Source organism: Bacillus sp. MUM 116 (assembly GCF_001866655.1).
In the GTDB taxonomy this organism is placed as follows: Bacteria; Bacillota; Bacilli; order Bacillales; family Cytobacillaceae; genus Neobacillus.
This window is the reverse complement of the sequence record NZ_MLYR01000046.1, coordinates 29,625-52,350: the sequence shown is the minus strand read 5'-3', so window position 1 is coordinate 52,350 and position 22,726 is coordinate 29,625. Positions and strand designations below refer to the sequence as shown.

Here is a 22,726-nt window from a genome sequence, read left to right as displayed (position 1 = left end):
AAAAGTATTTCTTGCAATCTGCTTTTTCTACTTTTATACTACTATTAGTACCTAGTCATAAGAGCTCGGACGGTGTAAAATCATGAGAAGAAGTAAAAAAGAACGGCAGCAATTGTTAACCACAACCATTAAAGAAAATCCATTCACGACGGATGAAGAGCTTGCGGAGAAATTTCAAGTAAGTATTCAAACGATCCGTCTTGATCGATTAGAGTTATCAATCCCTGAACTTAGAGAGCGAATTAAAAATGTAGCGGAAAAACGATTTTCTGATGAGGTTCGCTCATTGCCACTTGAAGAAGTTATAGGTGAAATTATTGATATAGACTTAGATCGAAGTGCAATTTCCATTTTGGATGTGAAGCAAGAGCATGTTTTTAAACGGAATAAGATTGCCCGCGGCCATCATTTATTTGCACAGGCAAACTCATTGGCCGTCGCGGTTATCAATGATGAACTTGCCTTAACTGCGAAAGCAAATATTCAATTTAAACTTTCCGTTAAGCAAAATGAACGGGTTATTGCGAAGGCAAAGGTTTTGAAAATTGATGCAGACCTCGGAAGAACCTTTGTTGAAGTCAATAGTTATGTGAATAATGAGCTAGTTTTTACCGGAGAATTTGAAATGTACCGTTCGAAAAATCATTAAGGGATGAGACAAATGAAACTTGCCATTGATGCAATGGGCGGCGACCATGCCCCTAAGGAAATTGTTCTTGGAGCGGTAAAAGCGGTTCAGGAATTTTCTGATATACATATTACACTTGTTGGCGATGAAAGCAAAATTAAGGAACATATAACAAATCATGAAAGAATTTCAATCCTCCATACAACCGAGGTTATCCTTGGGACGGATGAACCAGTACGGGCAGTACGCCGGAAGAAAAATGCCTCGATGGTGTTAGCGGCCCGGCAAGTTGCTGAAGGCAATGCGGATGCCTGCATCTCTGCCGGTAATACAGGTGCATTGATGGCGGCAGGACTGTTTGTGGTTGGCAGAATTGAAGGGATTGATCGTCCAGCTCTTTCGCCGACATTACCAACGATCGGTGGCGAAGGTTTCCTTCTTTTGGATGTTGGAGCAAATGCCGATGCAAAGCCGGAACATTTATTGCAATATGCCATCATGGGATCGATTTATAGTGAAAAAGTACGAGGAATTGCAAAACCTCGAGTCGGATTGTTGAATATTGGTACAGAAGAAAAGAAGGGCAATGAACTTACGAAAGCCACCTTTGAAATATTAAAAACAGCCAACATCCATTTTATTGGCAATGTTGAAGCGCGGGACTTGCTAGAGGGCGCGGCTGATGTGGTTGTAACAGATGGTTTTACAGGAAACATGGTATTAAAAACAATCGAAGGAACTGCCCTTTCCATGATGAAAATGTTAAAAACAGCTTTAATGAGCAGCTTTACAAGCAAACTGGCCGCTGCTGTTTTAAAACCAAATTTGTATTCACTGAAATCTAAGCTTGATTATTCAGAATACGGCGGTGCAGCTCTTTTTGGCATAAAAGCACCTGTGATTAAAGCACATGGGTCATCAAATGCACAGGCTATTTTTAGTGCGATCCGCCAAACGAGAGAAATGGCAGGAAATGATGTCGTTGGACTGATAAAAAATGCAGTAGAGGAAACAAATGTTTCTAAAATTGAACTGTAAGAAGGAGTGCGAAAATGGGTAAGATTGCATTTGTGTTTCCGGGACAGGGTTCCCAAACAGTAGGAATGGGAAAAGAAGCCGCGGACCAAAATACCGAAATTATGAGTTACTTTACAAAAGCCGATGAAAAACTGAATATCCCTTTAAGTAAAATCATTTTTGAAGGACCCCAGGAGGAACTTACATTAACGGTGAATGCCCAGCCGGCATTGTTAACAACCAGCATAGCACTTTTATCGTTGTTTCAAAAATCAGGGATTCAAGCTGATTATCTTGCAGGACACAGCCTTGGAGAGTATACGGCTCTTGTTGCTTCGGGTGCTCTAACTTTTGAGGAGGGAGTGTATGCCGTCAGAAAAAGAGGAGAGTTTATGGAAGTTGCTGTTCCGAATGGTGAGGGAACAATGGCGGCAATATTAGGTCTTGACCGTGAAAAGCTTTCAGCTGCATGTAAGGAAGTGGATGATTCAGGTTTTCCTGTATCACTGGCTAATTTAAATTGTCCTGGCCAAATTGTGATCTCCGGTTCACGAAAAGGGGTCGAGCTTGCGGGGGAAAAGGCAAAAGGAGCAGGTGCTAAACGCGTAATTCCACTTGAAGTAAGCGGGCCTTTTCATTCTTCACTTATGAAACCGGCGGCAACTGAGTTAAAGGGTGTTTTAGATGGATTAAATATGCAGGATGCAAAGATTCCTGTCATCGCAAATGTTTCGGCAGAACCAATGGAGCAGGCTGCTGAAATCAAGGAGAAACTAATTGAACAGCTATATTCCCCGGTTTTATGGGAAGATTCCGTTCAGAAAATGATTGAACTGGGTGTAGATACATTTATTGAAATCGGACCAGGGAAGGTTCTATCGGGATTAATCAAGAAAATTGATCGTTCCGTTAAAACCTATTCCGTATCAGATGAAGCAAGCTGCAAGGATGTAATCGAAGCATTAAAGGAGGGGCAAATATGAGTTTAGCAGGAAAAGTAGCACTTGTAACAGGGGCATCTAGAGGAATCGGCCGTGAAATTGCTTTGGAGCTCGCGCGACAGGGAGCAAATGTGGCAGTGAATTTTGCCGGAAATGAGGCAAAAGCGAATGAAGTAGTGGATGAAATAAAAGTGCTTGGCTGTGATGCTTTTACAGTAAAATGTGATGTTTCCAATTCTGAAGAAGTAGCTGCAATGGTCAAAGAGACGATTGAGCGATTCGGAAAGCTGGATATACTTGTTAATAATGCCGGAATTACAAAAGATAATTTATTAATGAGAATGAAAGAAGAAGAATGGGATGATGTCATCAGCATTAATTTAAAAGGGGTCTTCCTTTGCACAAAAGCTGTAACGAGACAAATGATGAAACAGCGTTCAGGTAGAATTATCAATATCGCTTCCATCGTTGGTGTCAGCGGTAATCCTGGCCAAGCGAACTATGTTGCAGCAAAGGCCGGCGTAATTGGTTTAACGAAAACAACGGCAAAAGAATTAGCGGCAAGAAATATTACAGTTAATGCGATTGCACCGGGTTTTATTACTACCGATATGACGGATAAATTAACAGAGGACATCCAAACCGAAATGCTTAAGCAAATTCCGTTGGCCAGATTTGGAGTGCCTAAAGATATCGCCAAAGTTACCGCATTCCTTGCATCAGACGACAGTTCTTACATGACTGGGCAAACGCTTCACATCGATGGCGGAATGGTAATGTAAATAGAAAAGCGGAAGCGCCTTGTTCAGGGGCGACAAGCATAAGACGAGCCGAGAGGAAGGTTGTTTTTTTAACCTTCTTGACGGATTGGCTTATGAATCGAGCCCCTAGGCGCTGGAGCTGGACAGTTATCAAAGTCAAAAACATAATAATTTTTTAAAACGACATTTATTATTTCAAGCAAATACTCTATAATAGCTTGAGGGGAGGTGAACAAGCATGGCAGAGGTATTAGAACGTGTAACAAAGATCATCGTGGACCGTTTAGGTGTAGACGAGTCTCAAGTTAAGCTTGAAGCTTCTTTTAAGGAAGATCTTGGCGCTGATTCCCTTGACGTAGTTGAACTAGTAATGGAATTGGAAGATGAGTTTGATATGGAAATTTCTGACGATGATGCTGAAAAAATCGGCACAGTTGGTGATGCTGTTAATTACATAAATAGCAAAAAATAATCGTTGGATTTCTTAAAAGTTGGCTCCGTTTTCAAACGGGGCTTTCTTCAACTTGGCAGTTTTCGAAAGCACTGCCAAGTTTCTTTGCGTTTTTAACGCAATTTTTTTAAACTGTTACTAGCAGGTGTATGAAAATAAATTGCAAGGTGGAGACTTTCATGCGCAAAAATGGCAAGGAAAAAGAAACAAGCAATCGCGCAAAAGAAAATCTATTCAAGGATTTTCAAAGATTTATTGGTATTCAATTCGAAAATGAAAAGTTATTAAAACAAGCTTTTACTCATTCATCCTATGTGAATGAGCATCGCAGGAAGCCATATGAAGATAACGAAAGGCTTGAATTTTTAGGAGATGCCGTACTTGAACTCACTGTTTCACAATTCCTTTTTAAAAAATATCCCATGATGAGTGAAGGGGAATTAACCAAACTCCGGGCCGCAATAGTTTGTGAGCCATCACTTGTATCTTTTGCAAACGAACTTTCGTTTGGCAAATTTATTTTATTGGGAAAAGGTGAAGAAATGACTGGAGGTAGAGAGCGTCCCGCATTACTTGCAGATGTTTTTGAAGCTTTTATTGGGGCGCTTTATTTGGATAAAGGAATTGATACGGTAATCGAGATTCTTGAAAAAGTGGTTTTTCCAAAAGTAAATGCGGGTGCTTTTTCTCATGTGATGGATTTTAAAAGTCAGCTTCAGGAACTTATTCAACGCGATGGGACAGGCGTGATTGAATATCGCGTTCTGCAGGAAATTGGACCGGCGCATAACAAAGAGTTCGTTTCCAGAGTCTCATTAAATGGGGAAGAATTAGGAACGGGCACTGGTAAATCCAAAAAAGAAGCAGAACAGCATGCAGCCCAGATGGCGCTTGAAGTATTAAAAGGGAAAACAACCATGTAATTTCATCGAAATGCGCTTTAAGGGAGGATGACAAAGTGTTTTTAAGGCGGTTGGACATCATTGGATTTAAATCATTCGCTGACCGTATCGGAGTGGATTTTGTCCCCGGCGTAACGGCGGTGGTTGGACCGAATGGCAGTGGAAAAAGTAACATTACGGATGCAATCCGCTGGGTGCTTGGGGAACAATCAGCAAAATCATTGAGAGGGGCAAAAATGGAAGACATTATTTTTGCCGGCAGTGATTCAAGAAAGCCGCTTAATTTTGCAGAAGTAACCCTCACCTTAGATAATCAGGACCAGGGGCTATCGATTGATTATAATGAAGTAAGTGTAACAAGAAGAGTAACACGTTCAGGTGATAGTGATTATTTCATTAATAAACAGCCCTGCAGATTAAAGGATATCGTAGACCTTTTTATGGATTCCGGTTTGGGAAGGGAAGCCTTTTCGATTATCAGCCAAGGAAAGGTAGAGGAAATCTTAAACAGTAAGCCAGAGGACCGAAGGACAATCTTTGAAGAAGCGGCAGGAGTATTAAAATATAAAAACCGTAAGAAAAAAGCAGAGGGGAAGCTTGAGGAAGCACAGGAAAATTTAAATCGTGTGACCGATATTCTCTACGAGCTTGAAAGCCAGGTGGAGCCGCTAAAAATTCAAGCCTCAATTGCAAAAGACTTTCTGGAGAAAAAAGAAGAACTTGAAAAAATTGAAGTAGCCTTAACGGTGTATGAAATTGAGGACCTGCATCATAAGTGGGAAAATCTAAAGCGGCAGTTAGAGGAACATCAACAGGAAGAATTGAAGCTTTCGACCGAGCTACAAAAGAAAGAGGCAAAAATTGCCGAAACAAGGGACCATGTTACAGCAATCGATGAGTCGATTTCCGATCTGCAAAATGTTCTCCTTTATGCAAGCGAAGAGTTAGAAAAATTGGAAGGCAGGAAGCAGGTTTTAAAGGAACGAAAGAAAAATGCCGCTCAGAATAAAGAACAATTAATTAAAAATATTGCTGAATTAACGGAGAAAGTAGAACAACTTAAAAAAAACCGCGACACTCAAACAGAATCAGTTCGGACTTTTAGTGAACAGGCCCAATTACTAAAGTCTCAGTTAAAGCAAAAGCAGGAGAAGCTCCAATTATTTACGGAGAACATTGATGAAAAGATTGAATCATTAAAAAGTGAATATATTGAACTTCTGAATGATCAAGCAGGGGCTAAAAATGAATTGAGGATGACGATTCAGCAACTTGAGCAGCAAGAAAAGAAAAGCTTACGGCTTGATGAGGAAAATGGCAGATTTATTGAGGAACGAAAGCTTGCGGCAGATAAGAAATTAACGATTCAAACCAAATTAGAAGAAATCCAGGAAAAACTGGCAGAACATGTTGTTTTATTCCGCGACCAGCAAAAAAAGCTGGAGTCAATTAAAAACAATTACCAAAAGCAAGAAAAAACCTTGTACCAGGCCTATCAAATTCTCCAACAGGCAAAATCAAGAAAAGAAATGCTTGAAGAAATGGAAGAAGACTTTTCAGGTTTTTTCCAAGGGGTTAAAGAGGTTTTAAAGGCGCGCGGGAAAAAATTAACTGGAATTGAAGGCGCTGTTGCCGAGCTTGTTTCAGTACCAAAGGAATATGAGACTGCACTGGAAACAGCCCTGGGAGGTGCCTTGCAGCATATTGTTGTTGATACGGAGCAAAATGCACGGGCAGCCATTCAATTTCTAAAACAAAATTCGTTTGGACGCGCGACATTCTTGCCGCTTAGTGTCATAAAAGGACGGCCGTTGTCATCTTCCCAATTGTCATCTATTGAAAATCATTCTTCTTTTATTGGGACTGCTGTGGGTCTGGTTCAGTTTGAACAAAAATATGCGGAAGTAATGAACAATCTTCTTGGTAATGTAGTCATAACCAAGGACCTAAAGGGAGCCAATGAATTGGCAAAAATCCTGCAATATCGCTGCCGCCTCGTTACAATTGACGGGGATATTGTAAATCCTGGCGGTTCTATGACCGGAGGTGCCCTTAAACAAAAAAATTCCTCGCTTTTATCACGAAAAGGTGAGCTGGAAGCTTTAAAAGCAAAGCTTGCCATAATGGAGGAAAAAACAACTGCTTTAGAAAAAACGGTAAAAGCGTTAAAAGAAGAAGTTCAAATAAATGAGATTCTTCTTGAGGATATCCGCAAGACGGGTGAGGAATTAAGGGTAAACGAGCAATCGCTAAAAGGGGATTTACTTGGTGCAGAGCTTGAGGAAAAAAACATCAATGAGCGTTTAAGCATTTATGATTTGGAAAAAGGGCAATTCCTTGAAGAGCAAGATCGATTGGCGCAGAGAAAAAGCGAATTGTCCTCTGCACTCTTAAACTATCAAGACAAGATTGCCGGTATGGAAGAACTTATTGCAAAGTTAACTGAACAAAAGACCAATGATTTATCTTCGAAAGAAACATTAACAAACGAAATGAATGAATTAAAGGTTGAGTTTGCTTCTAAAAATGAGCAGTTGACGAATGCAAAAGAACGATTGTCCATTACCAATGAAGATTTGGGTGAAAGTGAACAAAAGTTAGCAATTCTAACGGACGATTTGCAATTGTTATCTTCAGAAATGACAAATAGTTCTTCCGGGGAAGAACTATTAGAGGAACAGGTGGTCAGGAAGCAACAGGACAAACAAGAAACGATTGAACTTATTTCATCGAGAAGACAAGAACGTTTAGAACTTCAAACGAGCCTTGAAGATCTTGAGCTCGAAGCAAAAGAGCTCAAACGGCTTCATCGTGGTATGACGGAAGTGTTAAAGGATGAAGAGGTCAAGATTAACCGTTTGGATGTTGAGCTTGAAAACCGTCTTACCCACCTAAGAGAAGAGTATTTATTATCCTTTGAGGGAGCAAAAGAACAATTCCCATTAACCGTTCCAATTGAGGAAGCACGCAAAAAGGTTAAATTAATTAAATTAGCCATTGATGAACTTGGCAATGTAAATCTTGGGGCAATTGATGAATATGAACGTGTATCAGAGCGATATGAATTTTTAAAGGAACAAAAAAATGATCTTCAAGAAGCAAAGGAAACGCTTTTCCAAGTAATTGAAGAAATGGACATGGAAATGAAAAAACGCTTTGAGCAGACCTTTGAAGGAATTCGCAATCATTTCGGACCGGTATTTCGCACCTTGTTTGGCGGTGGACGTGCCGATTTAAAGCTAACTCAACCTGAAGATTTATTAAATACAGGAGTTGAAATTGTTGCGCAGCCGCCGGGAAAAAAATTGCAGAACCTTGGGTTGTTATCCGGAGGCGAAAGGGCGCTGACCGCCATTGCCCTGCTATTTTCAATCTTAAAGGTTAGGCCGGTGCCATTTTGTATTCTTGATGAGGTTGAGGCAGCCCTTGATGAGGCGAATGTTCACCGCTTCAGTCAATATTTAAAAAGATACAGCTCGGAAACCCAGTTTATCGTCATTACCCATCGCAAAGGGACGATGGAGGAGGCGGATGTTCTTTACGGGGTAACGATGCAGGAATCGGGTGTCTCAAAGCTAGTGTCTGTTCGGTTAGAGAATACACAGGAGCTTGTTGAATCTTAAGATAGGGAAGTGAAATCATGAGCTTTTTTAAAAAATTAAAAGATAAAATTACGAAACAAGCAGATTCTGTAACAGAAAAGTTTAAGGAAGGCCTTACCAAAACACGCGATAGTTTTTCCGGAAAAGTAAACGACCTTGTTGCGAGATACCGAAAAGTCGATGAGGAATTTTTTGAAGAATTGGAAGAAATCTTAATTCAGGCAGATGTTGGCTTTGAAACCGTGATGGAATTAATTGATGAACTGAAAATGGAAGTAAAACGACGCAATATCCAAGACCCGAAGGAAGTTCAAAGTGTAATTTCTGAAAAATTAGTGGATATTTATAATGCAGTTGGAGAGCAATCTTCCCAATTAAATATTCAACCGGAGGGGCTTACTGTTATTTTATTTGTCGGTGTAAACGGGGTTGGAAAAACAACGACAATTGGAAAGCTGGGCCATAAATTCAAGAGTGAAGGGAAGAATGTCCTGATGGCCGCCGGCGATACCTTCCGCGCCGGTGCGATTGAGCAGCTGGAGGTATGGGGTGAAAGGGTAGGAGTTGATGTCATCAAGCAAACTGAGGGTTCTGACCCGGCAGCGGTTATGTATGATGCCATTCAAGCAGCCAAGGCCCGCAAGGCAGACATATTATTATGTGATACAGCCGGCCGCTTGCAAAATAAAGTAAATTTAATGAAGGAATTGGAGAAAGTCAAGCGGGTAATCGAACGAGAAATTCCTGGGGCACCGCACGAGGTACTTCTTGTTCTTGATGCGACTACAGGACAAAATGCACTTATTCAGGCAAAAAACTTTAAAGAAGTAACCAATGTCAGCGGAATTGTTCTTTCAAAATTAGATGGAACGGCAAAGGGCGGAATTGTCCTTGCGATCCGCAATGAATTGAAAATTCCGGTGAAATTTGTCGGTCTGGGTGAAAAAATGGATGATCTGCAGGAATTTAATGCAGAACAGTATGTATACGGCTTATTCGCCGATCAAGTGGAAAAGACAGAAGAATAATTTCTAACAAAAGCAGTATTTTCAAAGTACTGCTTTTCCTATATAAAAATTGCCAATCTGTTAAAATATCAAATACTTATCGTTGTAAAGGCATAATCTTGACAGAGACAGTCTCACTGTGTAAACTACTTTTGTAAAGGCTTTTCACTTAACAAGGGGGGATTAGCATGCTTGAGAAAACAACGCGGATGAATTATCTTTATGATTTTTACTATTCGCTGTTAACACCAAAACAGCAAAGCTATATGTCTCTCTACTATTTAGATGATTACTCACTTGGAGAAATTGCTGAAGAGTATAATGTCAGCAGGCAAGCCGTTTATGACAATATAAAACGGACAGAAGCAATGCTGGAGGAGTATGAGGAAAAGCTGCTGCTGTTTCAAAAATTTCAAGAGCGCAGCAATCTATTAAAGCGTGTAAGAGAATTGCTTAATGAGGAACACCCTTCAAAACTGGCAATGCAAGAAGCAGTAGCCGAGCTTGAGAAATTGGATTAGGAGGCGGCATGAATGGCATTTGAAGGATTAGCCGACCGACTGCAGAGTACCATTCAAAAAATCCGCGGCAAAGGGAAGGTCTCCGAAGCGGATGTAAAAGAAATGATGAGGGAAGTCCGTCTTGCCTTATTGGAAGCAGACGTAAACTTCAAGGTTGTCAAAGAATTTGTTAAAAAGGTCAGTGAACGTGCCGTAGGGCAGGAAGTACTGAAAAGCTTAACTCCAGGACAGCAAATCATTAAAATCGTTAATGAAGAGTTAACGGAATTAATGGGTGGAGAGCAAAGTAAAATTGCCGTTTCTAATCGTCCGCCGACTGTAATCATGATGGTGGGGTTGCAGGGGGCTGGTAAAACAACCACGACTGGTAAACTTGCCAATCTTCTACGGAAAAAGTATAACCGGAAGCCATTACTAGTTGCTGCCGATATTTACCGTCCAGCTGCTATCAAGCAGCTGCAAACACTTGGTAAGCAATTAGACATGCCGGTATTCTCGCTGGGCGATCAAGTAAGTCCAGTGGAAATTGCCAAGCAGGCCATTGCACAGGCAAAGGAAGAGCATCATGATTATGTCTTAATTGATACAGCTGGACGGCTCCATATTGATGAAGCCTTGATGGACGAGTTGAAGGATATTAAAGAGCTTACAAAACCGGATGAAATCTTCCTTGTTGTCGATGCGATGACAGGTCAGGATGCCGTTAATGTTGCCCAAAGCTTTAATGAGACTCTAGGGTTAACTGGTGTTGTTTTAACCAAGCTGGATGGGGATACCCGCGGCGGTGCCGCACTTTCAATTCGTGCCGTTACCCAAACCCCGATTAAATTCGTCGGACTAGGCGAGAAAATGGATGCCATTGAACCGTTTCATCCTGAACGGATGGCATCGCGTATTCTTGGAATGGGGGATGTGCTGACACTTATTGAAAAAGCACAGGCCAATGTCGATGAGGAAAAGGCGAAAGAACTTGAACAAAAAATGCGGACAGCATCATTCACTCTTGATGACTTTCTGGAGCAATTGGGTCAGGTTCGTAAACTGGGTCCACTTGATGAATTATTGAAAATGATGCCAGGTGCAAATAAAATTAAAGGCTTGAATAATATTCAAATCGATGAAAAACAAATTGCCCATGTTGAGGCGATTATCCGCTCAATGACAAAAGAAGAGAAAATTCATCCTGAAATTATGAACTCGAGCCGCAAAAGAAGAATTGCCAAAGGAAGCGGAAGAACAGTCCCTGAAATAAACCGCTTACTGAAACAATTTGAAGACATGAAAAAAATGATGAAACAAATGTCAGGAATGCAAATGAAAGGCAAGAAAAAAGGCGGATTTAAATTTCCGTTTAAACCTTTCTAAACGCGTAAAGAGAAAAACCTTTACAAGCTAATTTCTTTCTGATAATATTATTTCTTGTGTGAAACATATTCGGAGGTGCTTATTTAAAATGGCAGTTAAAATTCGTTTAAAACGTATGGGAGCTAAGAAAACTCCTTTCTATCGTATCGTAGTAGCAGATTCTCGTTCACCACGTGATGGACGTTACATTGAAATCGTTGGAACATATAATCCAGTTGCACAGCCAGCTCAAGTTCAAATCAACGAAGAATTAGCTCTTAAATGGTTACAAGATGGTGCTAAACCATCTGATACAGTTCGTAACCTTTTCTCTAACCAAGGCATCATGGAAAAATTCCATAATGCAAAATTAAGCAAGTAAGGGTTAGCAAATGAAACAATTGATCGAAACAATTGTTAAGCCCCTGGTTGATTTTCCGGATGACGTCCGTGTCGATGTAAATGAAGAGGATCAGCGAATCACCTATCATTTATCTGTTAATAAGACTGATATTGGTAAAGTGATTGGAAAACAAGGGCGCGTTGCAAAGGCCATTAGAACTGTTGTTTATGCAGCAGGATCATCACAACAGAAGAAAATTTTTCTAGAAATTGGTGAATAGCTTTTTGCATCTAGATAAAAGGGAGGGATAAACATCCTCCCTTTTTTGATAAACTTTTTTAGCTCACTTATAGGATGGGTAAAGGAGACCTACTAATGCAAATTATTCAATCTGTTGTGGTTAAGCAGGTTTTAACAGAAAAGAGCAAAGAAAAACTATTTGAGACATTTCGTGCTCAAAAACTGCAGCTTCAAAAGGAACGCGACCAGCTGCTCTTTGAAATGAAACGTCTGGAAAAATCAAAGAATTTTTCTGCGGGCGCACTGAAAAAACATTTTGAAAAAGAAATTCAAATGCGCCAGGATAAAGAGAAACTCCTTGATTTTCAAATCGAACAATTACATATTCTGCCCATAGGCAGTGAATTAAAGGAAAAAGAAGTTCAAGCCCTTATCGAGATTAAGGTTGGAGACATATGGGGAGACGAAAACGGACAACCTACGATTATTATCCGAGATGGGATTATTGATGAAATACGATTGAGGTGAAGGACGGCATGCAGAAATGGTTTAATGTCGGAAAGATTGTCAATACTCACGGTATCAGAGGGGAAGTAAGAGTTATTTCAAAAACAGATTTCCCTAATGAACGATACAAAACCGGAAATGTTCTTTACTTATTTTTACCGAAAGCATCGGAGCCGATTGAATTAACGGTAAAAAGCCACCGTACCCATAAAAACTTTGATTTACTTACATTTGAAGGCTTGGAAAATATCAATGATGTGGAAAAGTTTCGAGATGGAATTCTCAAAGTTCCCGAATCCCAGCTTGGTGAATTGGAAGAAGATGAATTTTACTTTCATGAAATCATTGGCTGTCTGGTGGCGACCACTGAAGGCGAAGAAATTGGTAAGGTAACTGAAATCCTAACCCCAGGTGCAAACGACGTCTGGGTCGTAAAAGGAAAGGGCGGTAAGGAGACCTTAATTCCCTATATTCAAGATGTTGTAAAGAAAGTGGATAAGAAAGAGAAGGTCATTTTAATCGAACCGATGGAAGGGTTACTTTCATGATGAAAATCGATATCCTCACTCTTTTTCCGGACATGTTTACAGGAGTATTGGGGCAATCCATTTTACACAAGGCTGCAGAAAAATCTGCGGTTGAGTATAATGTTGTAAACTTCCGTGACTATGCCGATAACAAACATAACACAGTTGATGACTATCCATATGGAGGCGGTGCAGGAATGGTTCTCAAGCCACAGCCGATTTTTGATGCCGTGGCGGACCTAAAAGAAAAAGCAGCCAGTCTGAATCCGAAAGTCATTTTACTCTGCCCGCAGGGGTCACGGTATGACCAAAGAAAAGCGGAAGAATTGGCACGCGAGGAACATTTAATTTTCATTTGCGGACATTATGAGGGCTATGATGAAAGAATTCGTGAGCACATTGTGACAGATGAAATATCCATCGGGGATTATGTCTTGACAGGTGGAGAATTAGGCTCAATGGTTGTCATTGATAGTGTTGTACGGTTATTGCCGGAAGTATTAGGTAACGAAGAATCCCACTTGAAAGACTCCTTTAGCACAGGACTTCTTGAACACCCGCATTACACACGTCCGGCTGATTTTCGCGGGGTAAAGGTTCCGGATGTTTTATTATCCGGAAATCATAAGTTAATAGAGGAGTGGCGAAATAAAGAAGCTTTAAGGCGAACGCTATTACGCCGGCCGGATTTATTAGACAAAATAGAATTGACGTGTGAACAGGAAAAATGGCTGCAAGAAGTGAAAAATGAGTCTGAATAGTATTGCACAGATAAACTGTTTATGTTATGATACTTCTTGTGACTTGAGCTGATATTTTGTCAGGCTGGTCTTATAACGATGTTCCGCTGCAAGAAATAGGTAAATAGATATGCAAGAGCATCTGTTGGAAGGAGTTGAATACGATGCATAAATTAATCGAAGAAATCACAAAAGAACAACTTCGCACTGATCTTCCTGCGTTCCGTCCCGGGGATACTGTACGTGTACACGTAAAAGTTATCGAGGGTACTCGTGAACGTATTCAGTTGTTTGAAGGTGTCGTGATTAAGCGTCGTGGTGGTGGAATCAGCGAAACTTTTACAGTTCGTAAAGTTTCTTACGGAGTAGGCGTTGAACGTACTTTCCCTGTAAACACACCAAAAATTGCGAAGCTAGAAGTAATTCGCCGCGGTAAAGTCCGCCGTGCTAAGCTTTACTACTTGCGTAAACTTCGTGGTAAAAAAGCAAGAATTAAAGAAATTCGTTAATATGAAAATAAAAGAGCTTGCTCTGCAAGCTCTTTTTTCTGTAGAAAAGCTGAAGCTCCTAGGCGCTGGAGCTAGACATTAATCAGGTAGTATGTTGATAAAAATATTAAAGTTTAATTAAAAAACTTGTCCCATCGTGTTAAATCTCTTGAAGTTATGTAAAATATGCTTTATAAACTTATTTTTTAGCAAAAGATTGGTGGGAAAATGAATGACAAAAAAGAAAAATGAACTTTGGGAATGGACGAAAGCACTTCTGATTGCGGTAATCTTAGCGGCGGTAATTCGCTATTTTTTATTTGCTCCAATTGTGGTAGATGGATTGTCGATGATGCCGACACTTAAAGACCAGGACCGAATGATTGTAAATAAGTTCAGTTACAAAGTTGGGCAGCCGCATCGGTTTGATATCATTGTTTTTCATGCTCCTGAGCACAAAGATTACATAAAACGCGTAATCGGCCTTCCTGGAGACCGAATTGAATATAAAAACGATACTTTATATGTAAATGGGAAAGCGTATAAAGAACCATATTTAGATAAATATAAAAAACAAGTTACAGATGGACCATTAACAGAGTCATTTAAACTTGAGGAAACGGCTGTTGGTCAAAAGACCGTTCCAAAGGGTGAATTATTTGTCATGGGAGATAATCGTCGTTTCAGTAAGGACAGCCGCCATATTGGTGCCGTCCCAATGAGCAAGGTAATCGGCAAAACAAGCATTGTTTACTGGCCGCTTAAAGATGCACATATTGTCAAAGTGAAATAGAAGATGAGAGGTGGTGGCTAATTTGACGATCCAATGGTTTCCGGGCCACATGGCCAAGGCTCGCAGAGAGGTCACGGAGAAATTAAAGCTGGTTGATATCATTTTTGAATTGGTGGATGCAAGAATCCCATATTCTTCAAGGAATCCAATGATTGATGAAATTATTCAGCATAAACCAAGACTGGTTTTATTGAATAAAGCAGATATGGCCGACCAAGAGACAACAAAGGAATGGATTGCCTTTTTTGCCGAAAAGGGCATACATGCACTTGCGATTAACTCACATGCAGGAGTCGGGATGAGAGAAATTGCTCATGCGGCTCAAGAAATTTTAAAAGAGAAATTTGCGCGGTTAAAAGCTAGGGGTGTGAAACCAAGGGCGATTCGGGCAATGATTGTCGGGATTCCCAATGCAGGTAAGTCTACGCTGATTAATCGGCTTGCCAAAAAAAATATTGCCAAAACCGGCAATACTCCGGGAGTAACAAAATCCCAGCAATGGATTAAAGTCGGTAAAGAGATGGAATTATTGGATACCCCAGGGATATTATGGCCTAAATTTGAGGACCAAGAGGTCGGAATGAAGCTCGCGATTACAGGTGCAATCAAGGATACGCTTTTAAACCTGCAGGAGCTGACGATTTACACCATCAAGTTTTTGGAAAAAAACTACCCTGAACGCTTAAAGGAGAGGTATCAACTTGATACAGTCCCGGAAGATGTTGTCGAAGTGTTTGATCATATTGGGAAATTAAGGGGCTGTTTAATGGCCGGAGGCTTAGTGGACTATGATAAAGTAGCCGAGCTCGTAATTCGGGAAGTAAGATCCGAGAAATTCGGTTCAATCACGTTTGAACGGCCAAAAGATATATTTGCTAACGAAGAAACCAAATAAATCTGGCTCTCCATTTGGGGAGCTTTATTTATGAGGAAAACTAGGTGAACTAAATGAAAAAACAATCGATTCCTGAAATTGAACAACAATTGATGAAGATAACAGATGAATCGGATCCTTATTTACTCATGTTAGAAAATGATGAGCGCAAAGGGGTCCAAACCTGTATTAAGAAATGGAAAAAGAGACAGGAACAAGAGCAATTTCTTCAAGCGAAATTTTTTGAAATGAATCACTATGAACGAAAATACCATGCTGAGGGGTTTCAGCTTATTGCGGGTGTGGATGAAGTCGGAAGAGGACCGCTTGCTGGTCCGGTTGTATGCGCCGCAGTTATTTTACCAGAAGATTTTTTCTTACCGGGTATTGATGACTCCAAGAAACTTACTGAAAAAAAGCGGGAAGAATATGATAAAATCATTCGGAAAGAAGCAATTGCCTTTAGTATTGCAATGGTTCATGCAAAAGAGATTGATGAACTAAATATTTATCAGGCGACAAAAAAAGCGATGAAATCCGCGATTGTGTCCTTAGAGCCTAAACCGGATTTTTTGTTGATTGATGCCATGAAACTTGACACCCCTTATCCTGCTGAGTCGATCATTAAAGGGGATGCCAATAGTGTTTCCATTGCTGCAGCCTCCATCATTGCAAAGGTTGCGAGGGACAGACTGATGATAGAATTATCGATAGAGTTTCCTGAATATGGATTTCAACATAACATGGGCTATGGCACGAAAGAACATATTTTAGCCATAGAACAGCATGGGATTACCCCTTACCATCGAAAAAGTTTTGCACCCATTAAAGATTCTATTGCAAAATATTGATGGAAGCACATAAAAAAGGATAAAGGGTAAATGATATTAAACAGGCCTAGGCCTGTTTTTATTATTTCTATAAAACAATTGTCTACCATAAATGGAAGGAATTATATGACGAAAACAGGCAATTTAACATTGGTTAAAATTGTATTTGTATAATGAATATAATTTTTAAGTATATTGGTGGACAAGGTATGTGACATTATATACAATGTAAACGGAGTCAATTTTTAGAAGAGTTTGATAGGAGGATGGGAAATGAATATCCATGAGTATCAGGGGAAAGAAATCCTCAGAAAATATGGGGTAGCAGTTCCAAATGGTAAAGTCGCGTTCACAGTTGAAGAAGCGGTGGAAGCTGCAAAAGAACTAGGCACACAAGTATGCGTTGTTAAAGCGCAAATCCATGCTGGCGGACGAGGTAAAGCCGGCGGTGTTAAAGTGGCAAAAAACCTTGATGAAGTTCGTACATATGCAAACGAAATTCTTGGTAAAACCTTAGTAACACACCAAACAGGTCCTGAAGGTAAGGAAGTAAAACGCTTGCTTATTGAGGAAGGCTGCGATATTAAAAAAGAATACTATGTTGGTTTAGTATTAGACCGTGCAACTTCTGCTGTAGTGTTAATGGCTTCTGAAGAGGGCGGAACAGAAATTGAAGAAGTTGCGGCAAATAGCCCTGAGAAAATTTTTAAAGAAGTAATCGATCCGATTCTTGGCTTAATGCCATATCAAGCACGTCGTATCGCATTCAATATCAATATCCCAAAAGAATTAGTTAACCAAGCTGTTAAGTTCATGACTGGTTTATACAATGCTTTTGTTGAAAAGGACTGCTCGATTGCTGAAATCAATCCATTAGTTGTAACTGGTGACGGAAAAGTTATGGCGTTAGATGCAAAATTAAACTTTGACTCTAATGCACTATATCGCCAAAAAGATGTTTTAGAATATCGTGACCTTGAAGAGGAAGATACAAAAGAAATCGAAGCATCTAAATACGATTTAAGCTACATCGCGTTAGACGGAAACATCGGTTGTATGGTTAACGGTGCCGGTCTTGCAATGGCAACTATGGATATTGTAAAACATTACGGCGGAGATCCTGCTAACTTCCTTGATGTTGGGGGCGGTGCAACAGCTGAAAAGGTAACAGAAGCATTCAAAATTATCCTTTCAGATCCAAACGTAAAAGGTATTTTTGTTAATATCTTTGGTGGAATCATGAAGTGTGATGTTATTGCTGAGGGTGTTGTCGAGGCGGCAAAACAAGTTGGTCTTTCTATTCCTCTAGTTGTTCGTTTAGAAGGAACAAATGTTGATTTAGGAAAGAAAATCCTTAAAGAGTCAGGCCTAAACATTACTGCTGCTGAATCCATGGCAGACGGAGCACAAAAAATCGTTTCATTAGTGAAATAGGATCTTAAGAAAGGGGAATTAACGTGAGCGTTTTTATTAATAAAGATACCAAAGTAATTGTTCAAGGGATCACAGGTGGAACGGCTCGTTTCCATACTAAACAAATGCTTGAATACGGTACAAAAATTGTTGGGGGCACCTCACCTGGTAAAGGTGGACAAGAGGTAGAAGGAGTACCTGTATTTAACACAGTTAAAGAAGCTGTTGATGCTACAGGCGCTACTGCTTCAGTTATTTATGTTCCTGCACCATTTGCAGCAGATTCTATCATTGAAGCTGTGGATGCAGAATTAGATCTGGCTATTTGTATTACTGAACATATTCCTGTATTGGATATGGTTAAAGTAAAACGTTATATGGAAGGCAAGAAAACTCGTCTTGTTGGTCCTAACTGTCCAGGTGTTATTACTGCTGACGAGTGTAAAATTGGCATTATGCCTGGATACATTCATACTAAGGGCCATGTTGGTGTTGTTTCACGCTCCGGAACATTAACATACGAAGCGGTTCATCAATTAACACAAGCTGGTATCGGTCAAACAACAGCTGTTGGTATTGGTGGAGACCCTGTAAATGGTACAAACTTTATTGATGTTTTAAAAGCATTTAATGAAGACCCTGAAACTTATGCAGTTATTATGATTGGTGAAATCGGCGGTACAGCAGAAGAAGAAGCAGCTCAGTGGGTTAAAGCAAACATGACAAAACCAGTTGTCGGCTTTATCGGCGGACGTACTGCACCTCCAGGAAAGCGTATGGGCCATGCAGGTGCCATCATTTCAGGCGGTAAAGGAACAGCTGACGAAAAAATCCGTGTCATGAACGAATGCGGCATTAAAGTGGCTGACACTCCATCTGTAATGGGTGAAACATTAATCGAAGTATTAAAAGAACAAGGCTTATATGAAAAGTGCAAAACGCACTAAGAACTAACATAGAAGACAACTAAGACCAACAGATAGTCCCTCATACTGTGAGGGGCTATTTCTTCTACTTAAAAAAATTAGGCTGTGTTAAAGGACGTTGTTGATTTTTTAACACATTGTTGACTGGAGTGGAAGGTACCAAGACTCCTGCTGGAGTACGGGGCTGAGGAGACCCCACAGGAGCGTAAGCGACGAGGAGACTCCTCGGACCCGCCCTAAGGTGCGCGAAGTGCCTGGAGCTGAAATCAACAGACTAGTTTAACACAGCCAAAAATTAAAAAGGGAGGATCCAATCTTGGACGATTTTAAGGAAAAATTAATTCACTTGCTCCATTACCCCAATATTTCATGGAATGCTGTCTATCAAATGTTGAAAAAAGATCCCACTCTCCATTCTCTCTATCACCTGCGACCACAATCACTACAACAACAATCTTCATTTCCGCTATTAAATACCTTTCAAGAGACGGGACAGCCTTCAATTATTACTTTCCAATCTGAAATCATTCATGAACAAATTCGCCAATATGAAACAAATGAAATTACTGTAATTTCGATTTTTGACAAGGAGTACCCAGCTGTTTTAAAAGAGATTTATCAGCCTCCATGGGCACTATTTGCAAAGGGAAATGTATCTTTATTGGAAAAACAGCCTAAGCTGGCAGTTGTGGGATCGAGGCAGGCAACGCTTTATGGAAAAAATGCAATCCGGCTTTTATTTCCTAAATTAATTGATGAAGGGATCCTGATTGTCAGTGGACTTGCCAAAGGAATTGATGCCTTGGCACATGAAACTGCCATTAAAAATGGCGGGAAGACGATTGGCGTAATCGCTGGAGGAATTTATCATATTTATCCAAAGGAAAATATGAATCTGGCATTGGAGATGATGAAAAATCATTTGATTGTTTCAGAATATCCACCTGACACAAAGCCGCTTAAATGGCATTTTCCCGCCCGAAATCGAATTATCAGCGGACTTTCAAATGGCACTTTTATAATAGAAGCTAAGCGTAAAAGCGGCTCGCTAATAACAGCGAATTATGCAGTGAATGAAGGGCGTGAGGTTTTTTCACTCCCAGGAAGTATTTTTAATCCCTTTTCTATGGGGACAAATGATCTAATTCAGCAAGGAGCAAAGCTTGTGACAAGTGCGGAAGATATTTTAGAAGAGCTGAAATTATAAAACCCTATTTACCAATATTGAAGCAAATAATGACTAAAAAATTTGAAAAATAGAAGGTTTTTTCGTATTTTTTGGAGAAATTACCTAAAATAACTTGAAATTATTTCTATTCTGTTATACATTTTCCATCAGAAGTTTCATGGAAAAATGAATCGTAACAGGTAACAACGATTTCTTAAAATGACATGTTCATTGACAAGATCAAGGAATATGTTCAATAATAATGGATATTTTGATATTTATTTTTCATTTTAAGCATAATTTGAATATCAGCAAAATAATATTGTCGATAAAACGAAAACTTTGGGATAAGTCATTTTTGTAAAGTATTTTTCCAATCCATATTTTTAATACTGGAATAAAAGGAAAGCTTGTCAAATTGTAAGCATCTTAGAAACAGGCTTTTGCCGATTTTAAGGCGCTTCCACAGTTCTTCTATCCCTCTTAAGGAGGATTACTTGAATGTCTGATTATCTTGTAATCGTAGAATCGCCAGCAAAAGCGAAAACGATTGAACGGTATCTGGGAAATAAATATAAAGTAAAAGCATCGATGGGTCATGTCCGTGACCTGCCAAGAAGCCAAATGGGCGTAGATGTTGAAAAAAGCTATGAGCCCAAATATATAACCATTCGCGGGAAAGGTCCTGTTCTTAAGGAATTAAAATCCGCTGCTAAAAAAGCGAAGAAAGTCTATCTGGCGGCTGACCCCGACCGCGAAGGGGAGGCTATTGCATGGCATCTTGCCCATAGCTTGGATGTTGATATACATTCTGACTGCCGTGTGGTCTTCAATGAAATTACTAAGGATGCTATAAAGGAATCCTTTAAGCACCCCCGTCCAATCAATATGGACCTTGTCGATGCCCAGCAGGCCCGACGGATTCTTGACCGCTTGGTTGGTTATAATATTAGCCCGCTGCTTTGGAAAAAGGTCAAAAAAGGGTTAAGCGCAGGCCGGGTTCAATCTGTTGCCGTAAGGTTGATTATTGACAGGGAAAAGGAAATTCAAGCCTTTGTTCCTGAAGAATATTGGACTATTGAAAGTGAAGTAGTAAAAGGGAAAAATCAATTCCGTGCCGGTTTCCATTCGATTTTGGGTGAAGAAAAAACTGAATTACGTTCGGAAGATGATGTTCAAAATGTTTTAAATCTGATCGAAGGTAATCAATTTACGGTAACCGCTGTCACAAAGAAAGAGCGGAAAAGAAATCCTGCTCCGCCGTTCATCACTTCTTCCTTACAGCAGGAAGCAGCGCGGAAACTTAATTTTCGTGCTAAAAAAACCATGATGTTGGCACAGCAGTTGTATGAAGGGATAGAACTTGGCAAAGAAGGAACAGTCGGTCTCATTACATATATGAGAACAGACTCAACCCGTATCTCGGATGTTGCCCAAGCAGAGGCGTCTGAATATATTTTAAAAGAATATGGTGAGCAATATTTAAAAGAGCAGCAAAGAAAAGAGAAAAAACAAGCTGGGGCTCAGGATGCACACGAAGCAATTCGTCCGACCAGCACATATAGGGATCCGAACAGTTTAAAAGAATATTTATCGAGAGACCAATTACGCCTATATAAATTAATTTGGGAACGTTTTTTGGCCAGTCAAATGGCCCAGGCTGTAATGGATACGATGAGTGTGGATTTACAGAATGGTAAGGTTCTATTCCGGGCAACAGGTTCGAAAATTAAATTTCCGGGATTTATGAAGGTGTATGTGGAGGGCAGTGACGATCAAGTAGAAGAAAGAAATAATATGCTTCCAGATTTAAAAGAGGGCGACGAAGTGTTCAAAAAGGATATTGAACCAAAGCAGCACTTCACGCAGCCTCCGCCAAGATACACGGAAGCAAGGCTCGTCAAAACCCTTGAGGAACTTGGCATCGGCCGTCCATCTACATATGCCCCAACATTGGATACGATTCAAAAAAGGGGATATGTCGCCCTTGATAACAAACGTTTTGTGCCAACTGAATTAGGAGAGATTATCACAGAATCGATTCTAGAATTCTTCCGCGATATTCTGGATGTTGCATTTACCGCCCGGATGGAGAAGGGATTAGATTATATTGAAGACGGCAAAGTCCCTTGGGTGGAAATTATCCATGAATTTTACAAGGACTTTAAGATTGATTTAGAGAAAGCCGAAAAGGAAATGGAATCGGTTGAAATAAAAGATGAACCTGCAGGTGAGGATTGTGAAAATTGTGGAAGCCCAATGGTTTTTAAAATGGGACGATACGGAAAATTTATGGCCTGCAGCAATTTTCCGGACTGCCGAAATACAAAGCCAATTGTCAAGGAAATTGGAGTTACTTGTCCAAATTGTAAAGAAGGATCCATTATCGAAAGAAAAAGTAAGAAGAAACGCCTTTTCTATGGATGCAATCGCTTCCCTGAATGTGATTTCATTTCATGGGATAAACCGTTGCCAAGAAACTGCCCGAAATGTGATTCGTATCTAGTTGAGAAGAAATTAAAAAAAGGTGTTCAAGTCCAGTGTCCAAATTGTGATTACAAAGAAGAGCAACAAAGCTAAGAGCGTGGCCAAGGGCCTGCTCTTTTAATTTTACAGTGTTTTTACAATCTTTTTAAACCAAAAAACTTTTTTGTTTTTCATTCGTATAGTACAATGCAAGATGGACTTATTTGGGGGAAAAGT

Annotated in this window: 23 protein-coding genes; all 23 read left to right on the top strand. The window is 40.0% G+C overall.

All coding sequences use genetic code 11. The features are described 5' to 3' along the window. Positions 1-82 precede the first annotated feature (82 nt). The 23 genes from fapR (at position 83) to topA (ending at position 22,603) form a co-directional block, all read left to right on the top strand. Complete coding sequence (fapR, locus tag BIV60_RS12745) at positions 83-649, top strand: transcription factor FapR (protein WP_071356119.1); 567 nt, start codon at positions 83-85, stop codon at positions 647-649. A 12-nt stretch (positions 650-661) separates the two neighbouring features. Continuing rightward, positions 662-1,666: a phosphate acyltransferase PlsX gene (plsX, locus tag BIV60_RS12740; RefSeq protein ID WP_071356118.1), complete on the top strand. Its 1,005-nt coding sequence runs from the start codon at positions 662-664 to the stop codon at positions 1,664-1,666. Between the two features lie 14 nt (positions 1,667-1,680). Beyond that, complete coding sequence (fabD, locus tag BIV60_RS12735; protein ID WP_071356117.1) at positions 1,681-2,628, top strand: ACP S-malonyltransferase; 948 nt, start codon at positions 1,681-1,683, stop codon at positions 2,626-2,628. Then, positions 2,625-3,368: a 3-oxoacyl-[acyl-carrier-protein] reductase gene (gene fabG / locus BIV60_RS12730; RefSeq protein WP_071356116.1), complete on the top strand. Its 744-nt coding sequence runs from the start codon at positions 2,625-2,627 to the stop codon at positions 3,366-3,368. The genes fabD and fabG overlap by 4 nt, the downstream gene beginning before the upstream one ends. A gap of 217 nt (positions 3,369-3,585) precedes the next feature. Continuing rightward, positions 3,586-3,819 carry an acyl carrier protein gene (gene acpP, locus BIV60_RS12725; RefSeq protein ID WP_071356115.1) on the top strand — a complete coding sequence of 78 codons (234 nt, stop codon included), beginning with the start codon at positions 3,586-3,588 and terminating at the stop codon, positions 3,817-3,819. 158 nt (positions 3,820-3,977) lie between these two features. Then, entirely contained in the window at positions 3,978-4,721 is a 744-nt protein-coding gene (rnc, locus tag BIV60_RS12720; protein ID WP_071356114.1) for a ribonuclease III, read from the top strand. Positions 4,722-4,756: 35 nt separating this feature from the next. After that, positions 4,757-8,323 (top strand): chromosome segregation protein SMC, encoded by a 3,567-nt coding sequence (gene smc, locus BIV60_RS12715; protein ID WP_071356113.1) that lies wholly within the window; start codon positions 4,757-4,759, stop codon positions 8,321-8,323. Between the two features lie 17 nt (positions 8,324-8,340). Next, a complete protein-coding gene (ftsY, locus tag BIV60_RS12710; protein ID WP_071356112.1) occupies positions 8,341-9,330 on the top strand; it encodes a signal recognition particle-docking protein FtsY in 990 nt (329 codons plus the stop codon). Between the two features lie 167 nt (positions 9,331-9,497). Beyond that, positions 9,498-9,830 (top strand): putative DNA-binding protein, encoded by a 333-nt coding sequence (locus BIV60_RS12705; protein ID WP_071356111.1) that lies wholly within the window; start codon positions 9,498-9,500, stop codon positions 9,828-9,830. A 12-nt stretch (positions 9,831-9,842) separates the two neighbouring features. Then, on the top strand, positions 9,843-11,195 hold the full coding sequence (gene ffh / locus BIV60_RS12700; RefSeq protein ID WP_071356110.1) for a signal recognition particle protein: 1,353 nt from the start codon (positions 9,843-9,845) through the stop codon (positions 11,193-11,195). An 88-nt stretch (positions 11,196-11,283) separates the two neighbouring features. Then, positions 11,284-11,556, top strand: a complete 273-nt coding sequence (gene rpsP / locus BIV60_RS12695; protein ID WP_071356109.1) for a 30S ribosomal protein S16 — start codon at positions 11,284-11,286, stop codon at positions 11,554-11,556. A gap of 10 nt (positions 11,557-11,566) precedes the next feature. Continuing rightward, on the top strand, positions 11,567-11,797 hold the full coding sequence (locus BIV60_RS12690; RefSeq protein WP_071356108.1) for a KH domain-containing protein: 231 nt from the start codon (positions 11,567-11,569) through the stop codon (positions 11,795-11,797). A gap of 95 nt (positions 11,798-11,892) precedes the next feature. Continuing rightward, the gene (locus BIV60_RS12685; protein ID WP_071356107.1) at positions 11,893-12,285 is read left to right on the top strand and encodes a YlqD family protein; all 393 of its coding nucleotides are present in this window, start codon (positions 11,893-11,895) and stop codon (positions 12,283-12,285) included. 8 nt (positions 12,286-12,293) lie between these two features. Continuing rightward, entirely contained in the window at positions 12,294-12,812 is a 519-nt protein-coding gene (rimM, locus tag BIV60_RS12680; protein ID WP_071356106.1) for a ribosome maturation factor RimM, read from the top strand. After that, entirely contained in the window at positions 12,812-13,552 is a 741-nt protein-coding gene (gene trmD / locus BIV60_RS12675; RefSeq protein WP_177177290.1) for a tRNA (guanosine(37)-N1)-methyltransferase TrmD, read from the top strand. Before rimM ends, trmD begins: the two co-directional genes overlap by 1 nt. Positions 13,553-13,695: 143 nt before the next feature. Continuing rightward, a complete protein-coding gene (rplS, locus tag BIV60_RS12670) occupies positions 13,696-14,040 on the top strand; it encodes a 50S ribosomal protein L19 (RefSeq protein WP_071356104.1) in 345 nt (114 codons plus the stop codon). Between the two features lie 211 nt (positions 14,041-14,251). Next, positions 14,252-14,812 carry a signal peptidase I gene (lepB, locus tag BIV60_RS12665; RefSeq protein WP_071356103.1) on the top strand — a complete coding sequence of 187 codons (561 nt, stop codon included), beginning with the start codon at positions 14,252-14,254 and terminating at the stop codon, positions 14,810-14,812. Between the two features lie 22 nt (positions 14,813-14,834). After that, positions 14,835-15,707 (top strand): ribosome biogenesis GTPase YlqF, encoded by an 873-nt coding sequence (gene ylqF, locus BIV60_RS12660; protein ID WP_071356102.1) that lies wholly within the window; start codon positions 14,835-14,837, stop codon positions 15,705-15,707. A 53-nt stretch (positions 15,708-15,760) separates the two neighbouring features. Beyond that, positions 15,761-16,537, top strand: a complete 777-nt coding sequence (locus tag BIV60_RS12655) for a ribonuclease HII (RefSeq protein ID WP_071356101.1) — start codon at positions 15,761-15,763, stop codon at positions 16,535-16,537. A gap of 252 nt (positions 16,538-16,789) precedes the next feature. Further along, entirely contained in the window at positions 16,790-17,950 is a 1,161-nt protein-coding gene (gene sucC, locus BIV60_RS12650; protein ID WP_071356100.1) for an ADP-forming succinate--CoA ligase subunit beta, read from the top strand. 23 nt (positions 17,951-17,973) lie between these two features. Further along, entirely contained in the window at positions 17,974-18,876 is a 903-nt protein-coding gene (gene sucD / locus BIV60_RS12645; protein WP_071356099.1) for a succinate--CoA ligase subunit alpha, read from the top strand. Positions 18,877-19,171: 295 nt separating this feature from the next. Next, positions 19,172-20,062, top strand: a complete 891-nt coding sequence (gene dprA / locus BIV60_RS12640) for a DNA-processing protein DprA (RefSeq protein WP_071356098.1) — start codon at positions 19,172-19,174, stop codon at positions 20,060-20,062. Positions 20,063-20,524: 462 nt separating this feature from the next. Beyond that, the gene (gene topA / locus BIV60_RS12635) at positions 20,525-22,603 is read left to right on the top strand and encodes a type I DNA topoisomerase (RefSeq protein ID WP_071356097.1); all 2,079 of its coding nucleotides are present in this window, start codon (positions 20,525-20,527) and stop codon (positions 22,601-22,603) included. Positions 22,604-22,726: the final 123 nt, after the last annotated feature.

Excerpts from the sequence above, each read along its gene's own strand:
- fapR (WP_071356119.1), top strand. The coding sequence starts at position 83 with ATGAGAAGAAGTAAAAAAGAACGGCAGCAATTGTTAACCACAACCATT.
- plsX (WP_071356118.1), top strand. The coding sequence starts at position 662 with ATGAAACTTGCCATTGATGCAATGGGCGGCGACCATGCCCCTAAGGAA.
- fabD (WP_071356117.1), top strand. The coding sequence starts at position 1,681 with ATGGGTAAGATTGCATTTGTGTTTCCGGGACAGGGTTCCCAAACAGTA.
- fabG (WP_071356116.1), top strand. The coding sequence starts at position 2,625 with ATGAGTTTAGCAGGAAAAGTAGCACTTGTAACAGGGGCATCTAGAGGA.
- acpP (WP_071356115.1), top strand. The coding sequence starts at position 3,586 with ATGGCAGAGGTATTAGAACGTGTAACAAAGATCATCGTGGACCGTTTA.
- rnc (WP_071356114.1), top strand. The coding sequence starts at position 3,978 with ATGCGCAAAAATGGCAAGGAAAAAGAAACAAGCAATCGCGCAAAAGAA.
- ftsY (WP_071356112.1), top strand. The coding sequence starts at position 8,341 with ATGAGCTTTTTTAAAAAATTAAAAGATAAAATTACGAAACAAGCAGAT.
- BIV60_RS12705 (WP_071356111.1), top strand. The coding sequence starts at position 9,498 with ATGCTTGAGAAAACAACGCGGATGAATTATCTTTATGATTTTTACTAT.
- ffh (WP_071356110.1), top strand. The coding sequence starts at position 9,843 with ATGGCATTTGAAGGATTAGCCGACCGACTGCAGAGTACCATTCAAAAA.
- rpsP (WP_071356109.1), top strand. The coding sequence starts at position 11,284 with ATGGCAGTTAAAATTCGTTTAAAACGTATGGGAGCTAAGAAAACTCCT.
- BIV60_RS12690 (WP_071356108.1), top strand. The coding sequence starts at position 11,567 with ATGAAACAATTGATCGAAACAATTGTTAAGCCCCTGGTTGATTTTCCG.
- BIV60_RS12685 (WP_071356107.1), top strand. The coding sequence starts at position 11,893 with ATGCAAATTATTCAATCTGTTGTGGTTAAGCAGGTTTTAACAGAAAAG.
- rimM (WP_071356106.1), top strand. The coding sequence starts at position 12,294 with ATGCAGAAATGGTTTAATGTCGGAAAGATTGTCAATACTCACGGTATC.
- trmD (WP_177177290.1), top strand. The coding sequence starts at position 12,812 with ATGAAAATCGATATCCTCACTCTTTTTCCGGACATGTTTACAGGAGTA.
- rplS (WP_071356104.1), top strand. The coding sequence starts at position 13,696 with ATGCATAAATTAATCGAAGAAATCACAAAAGAACAACTTCGCACTGAT.
- lepB (WP_071356103.1), top strand. The coding sequence starts at position 14,252 with ATGACAAAAAAGAAAAATGAACTTTGGGAATGGACGAAAGCACTTCTG.
- BIV60_RS12655 (WP_071356101.1), top strand. The coding sequence starts at position 15,761 with ATGAAAAAACAATCGATTCCTGAAATTGAACAACAATTGATGAAGATA.
- sucC (WP_071356100.1), top strand. The coding sequence starts at position 16,790 with ATGAATATCCATGAGTATCAGGGGAAAGAAATCCTCAGAAAATATGGG.
- topA (WP_071356097.1), top strand. The coding sequence starts at position 20,525 with ATGTCTGATTATCTTGTAATCGTAGAATCGCCAGCAAAAGCGAAAACG.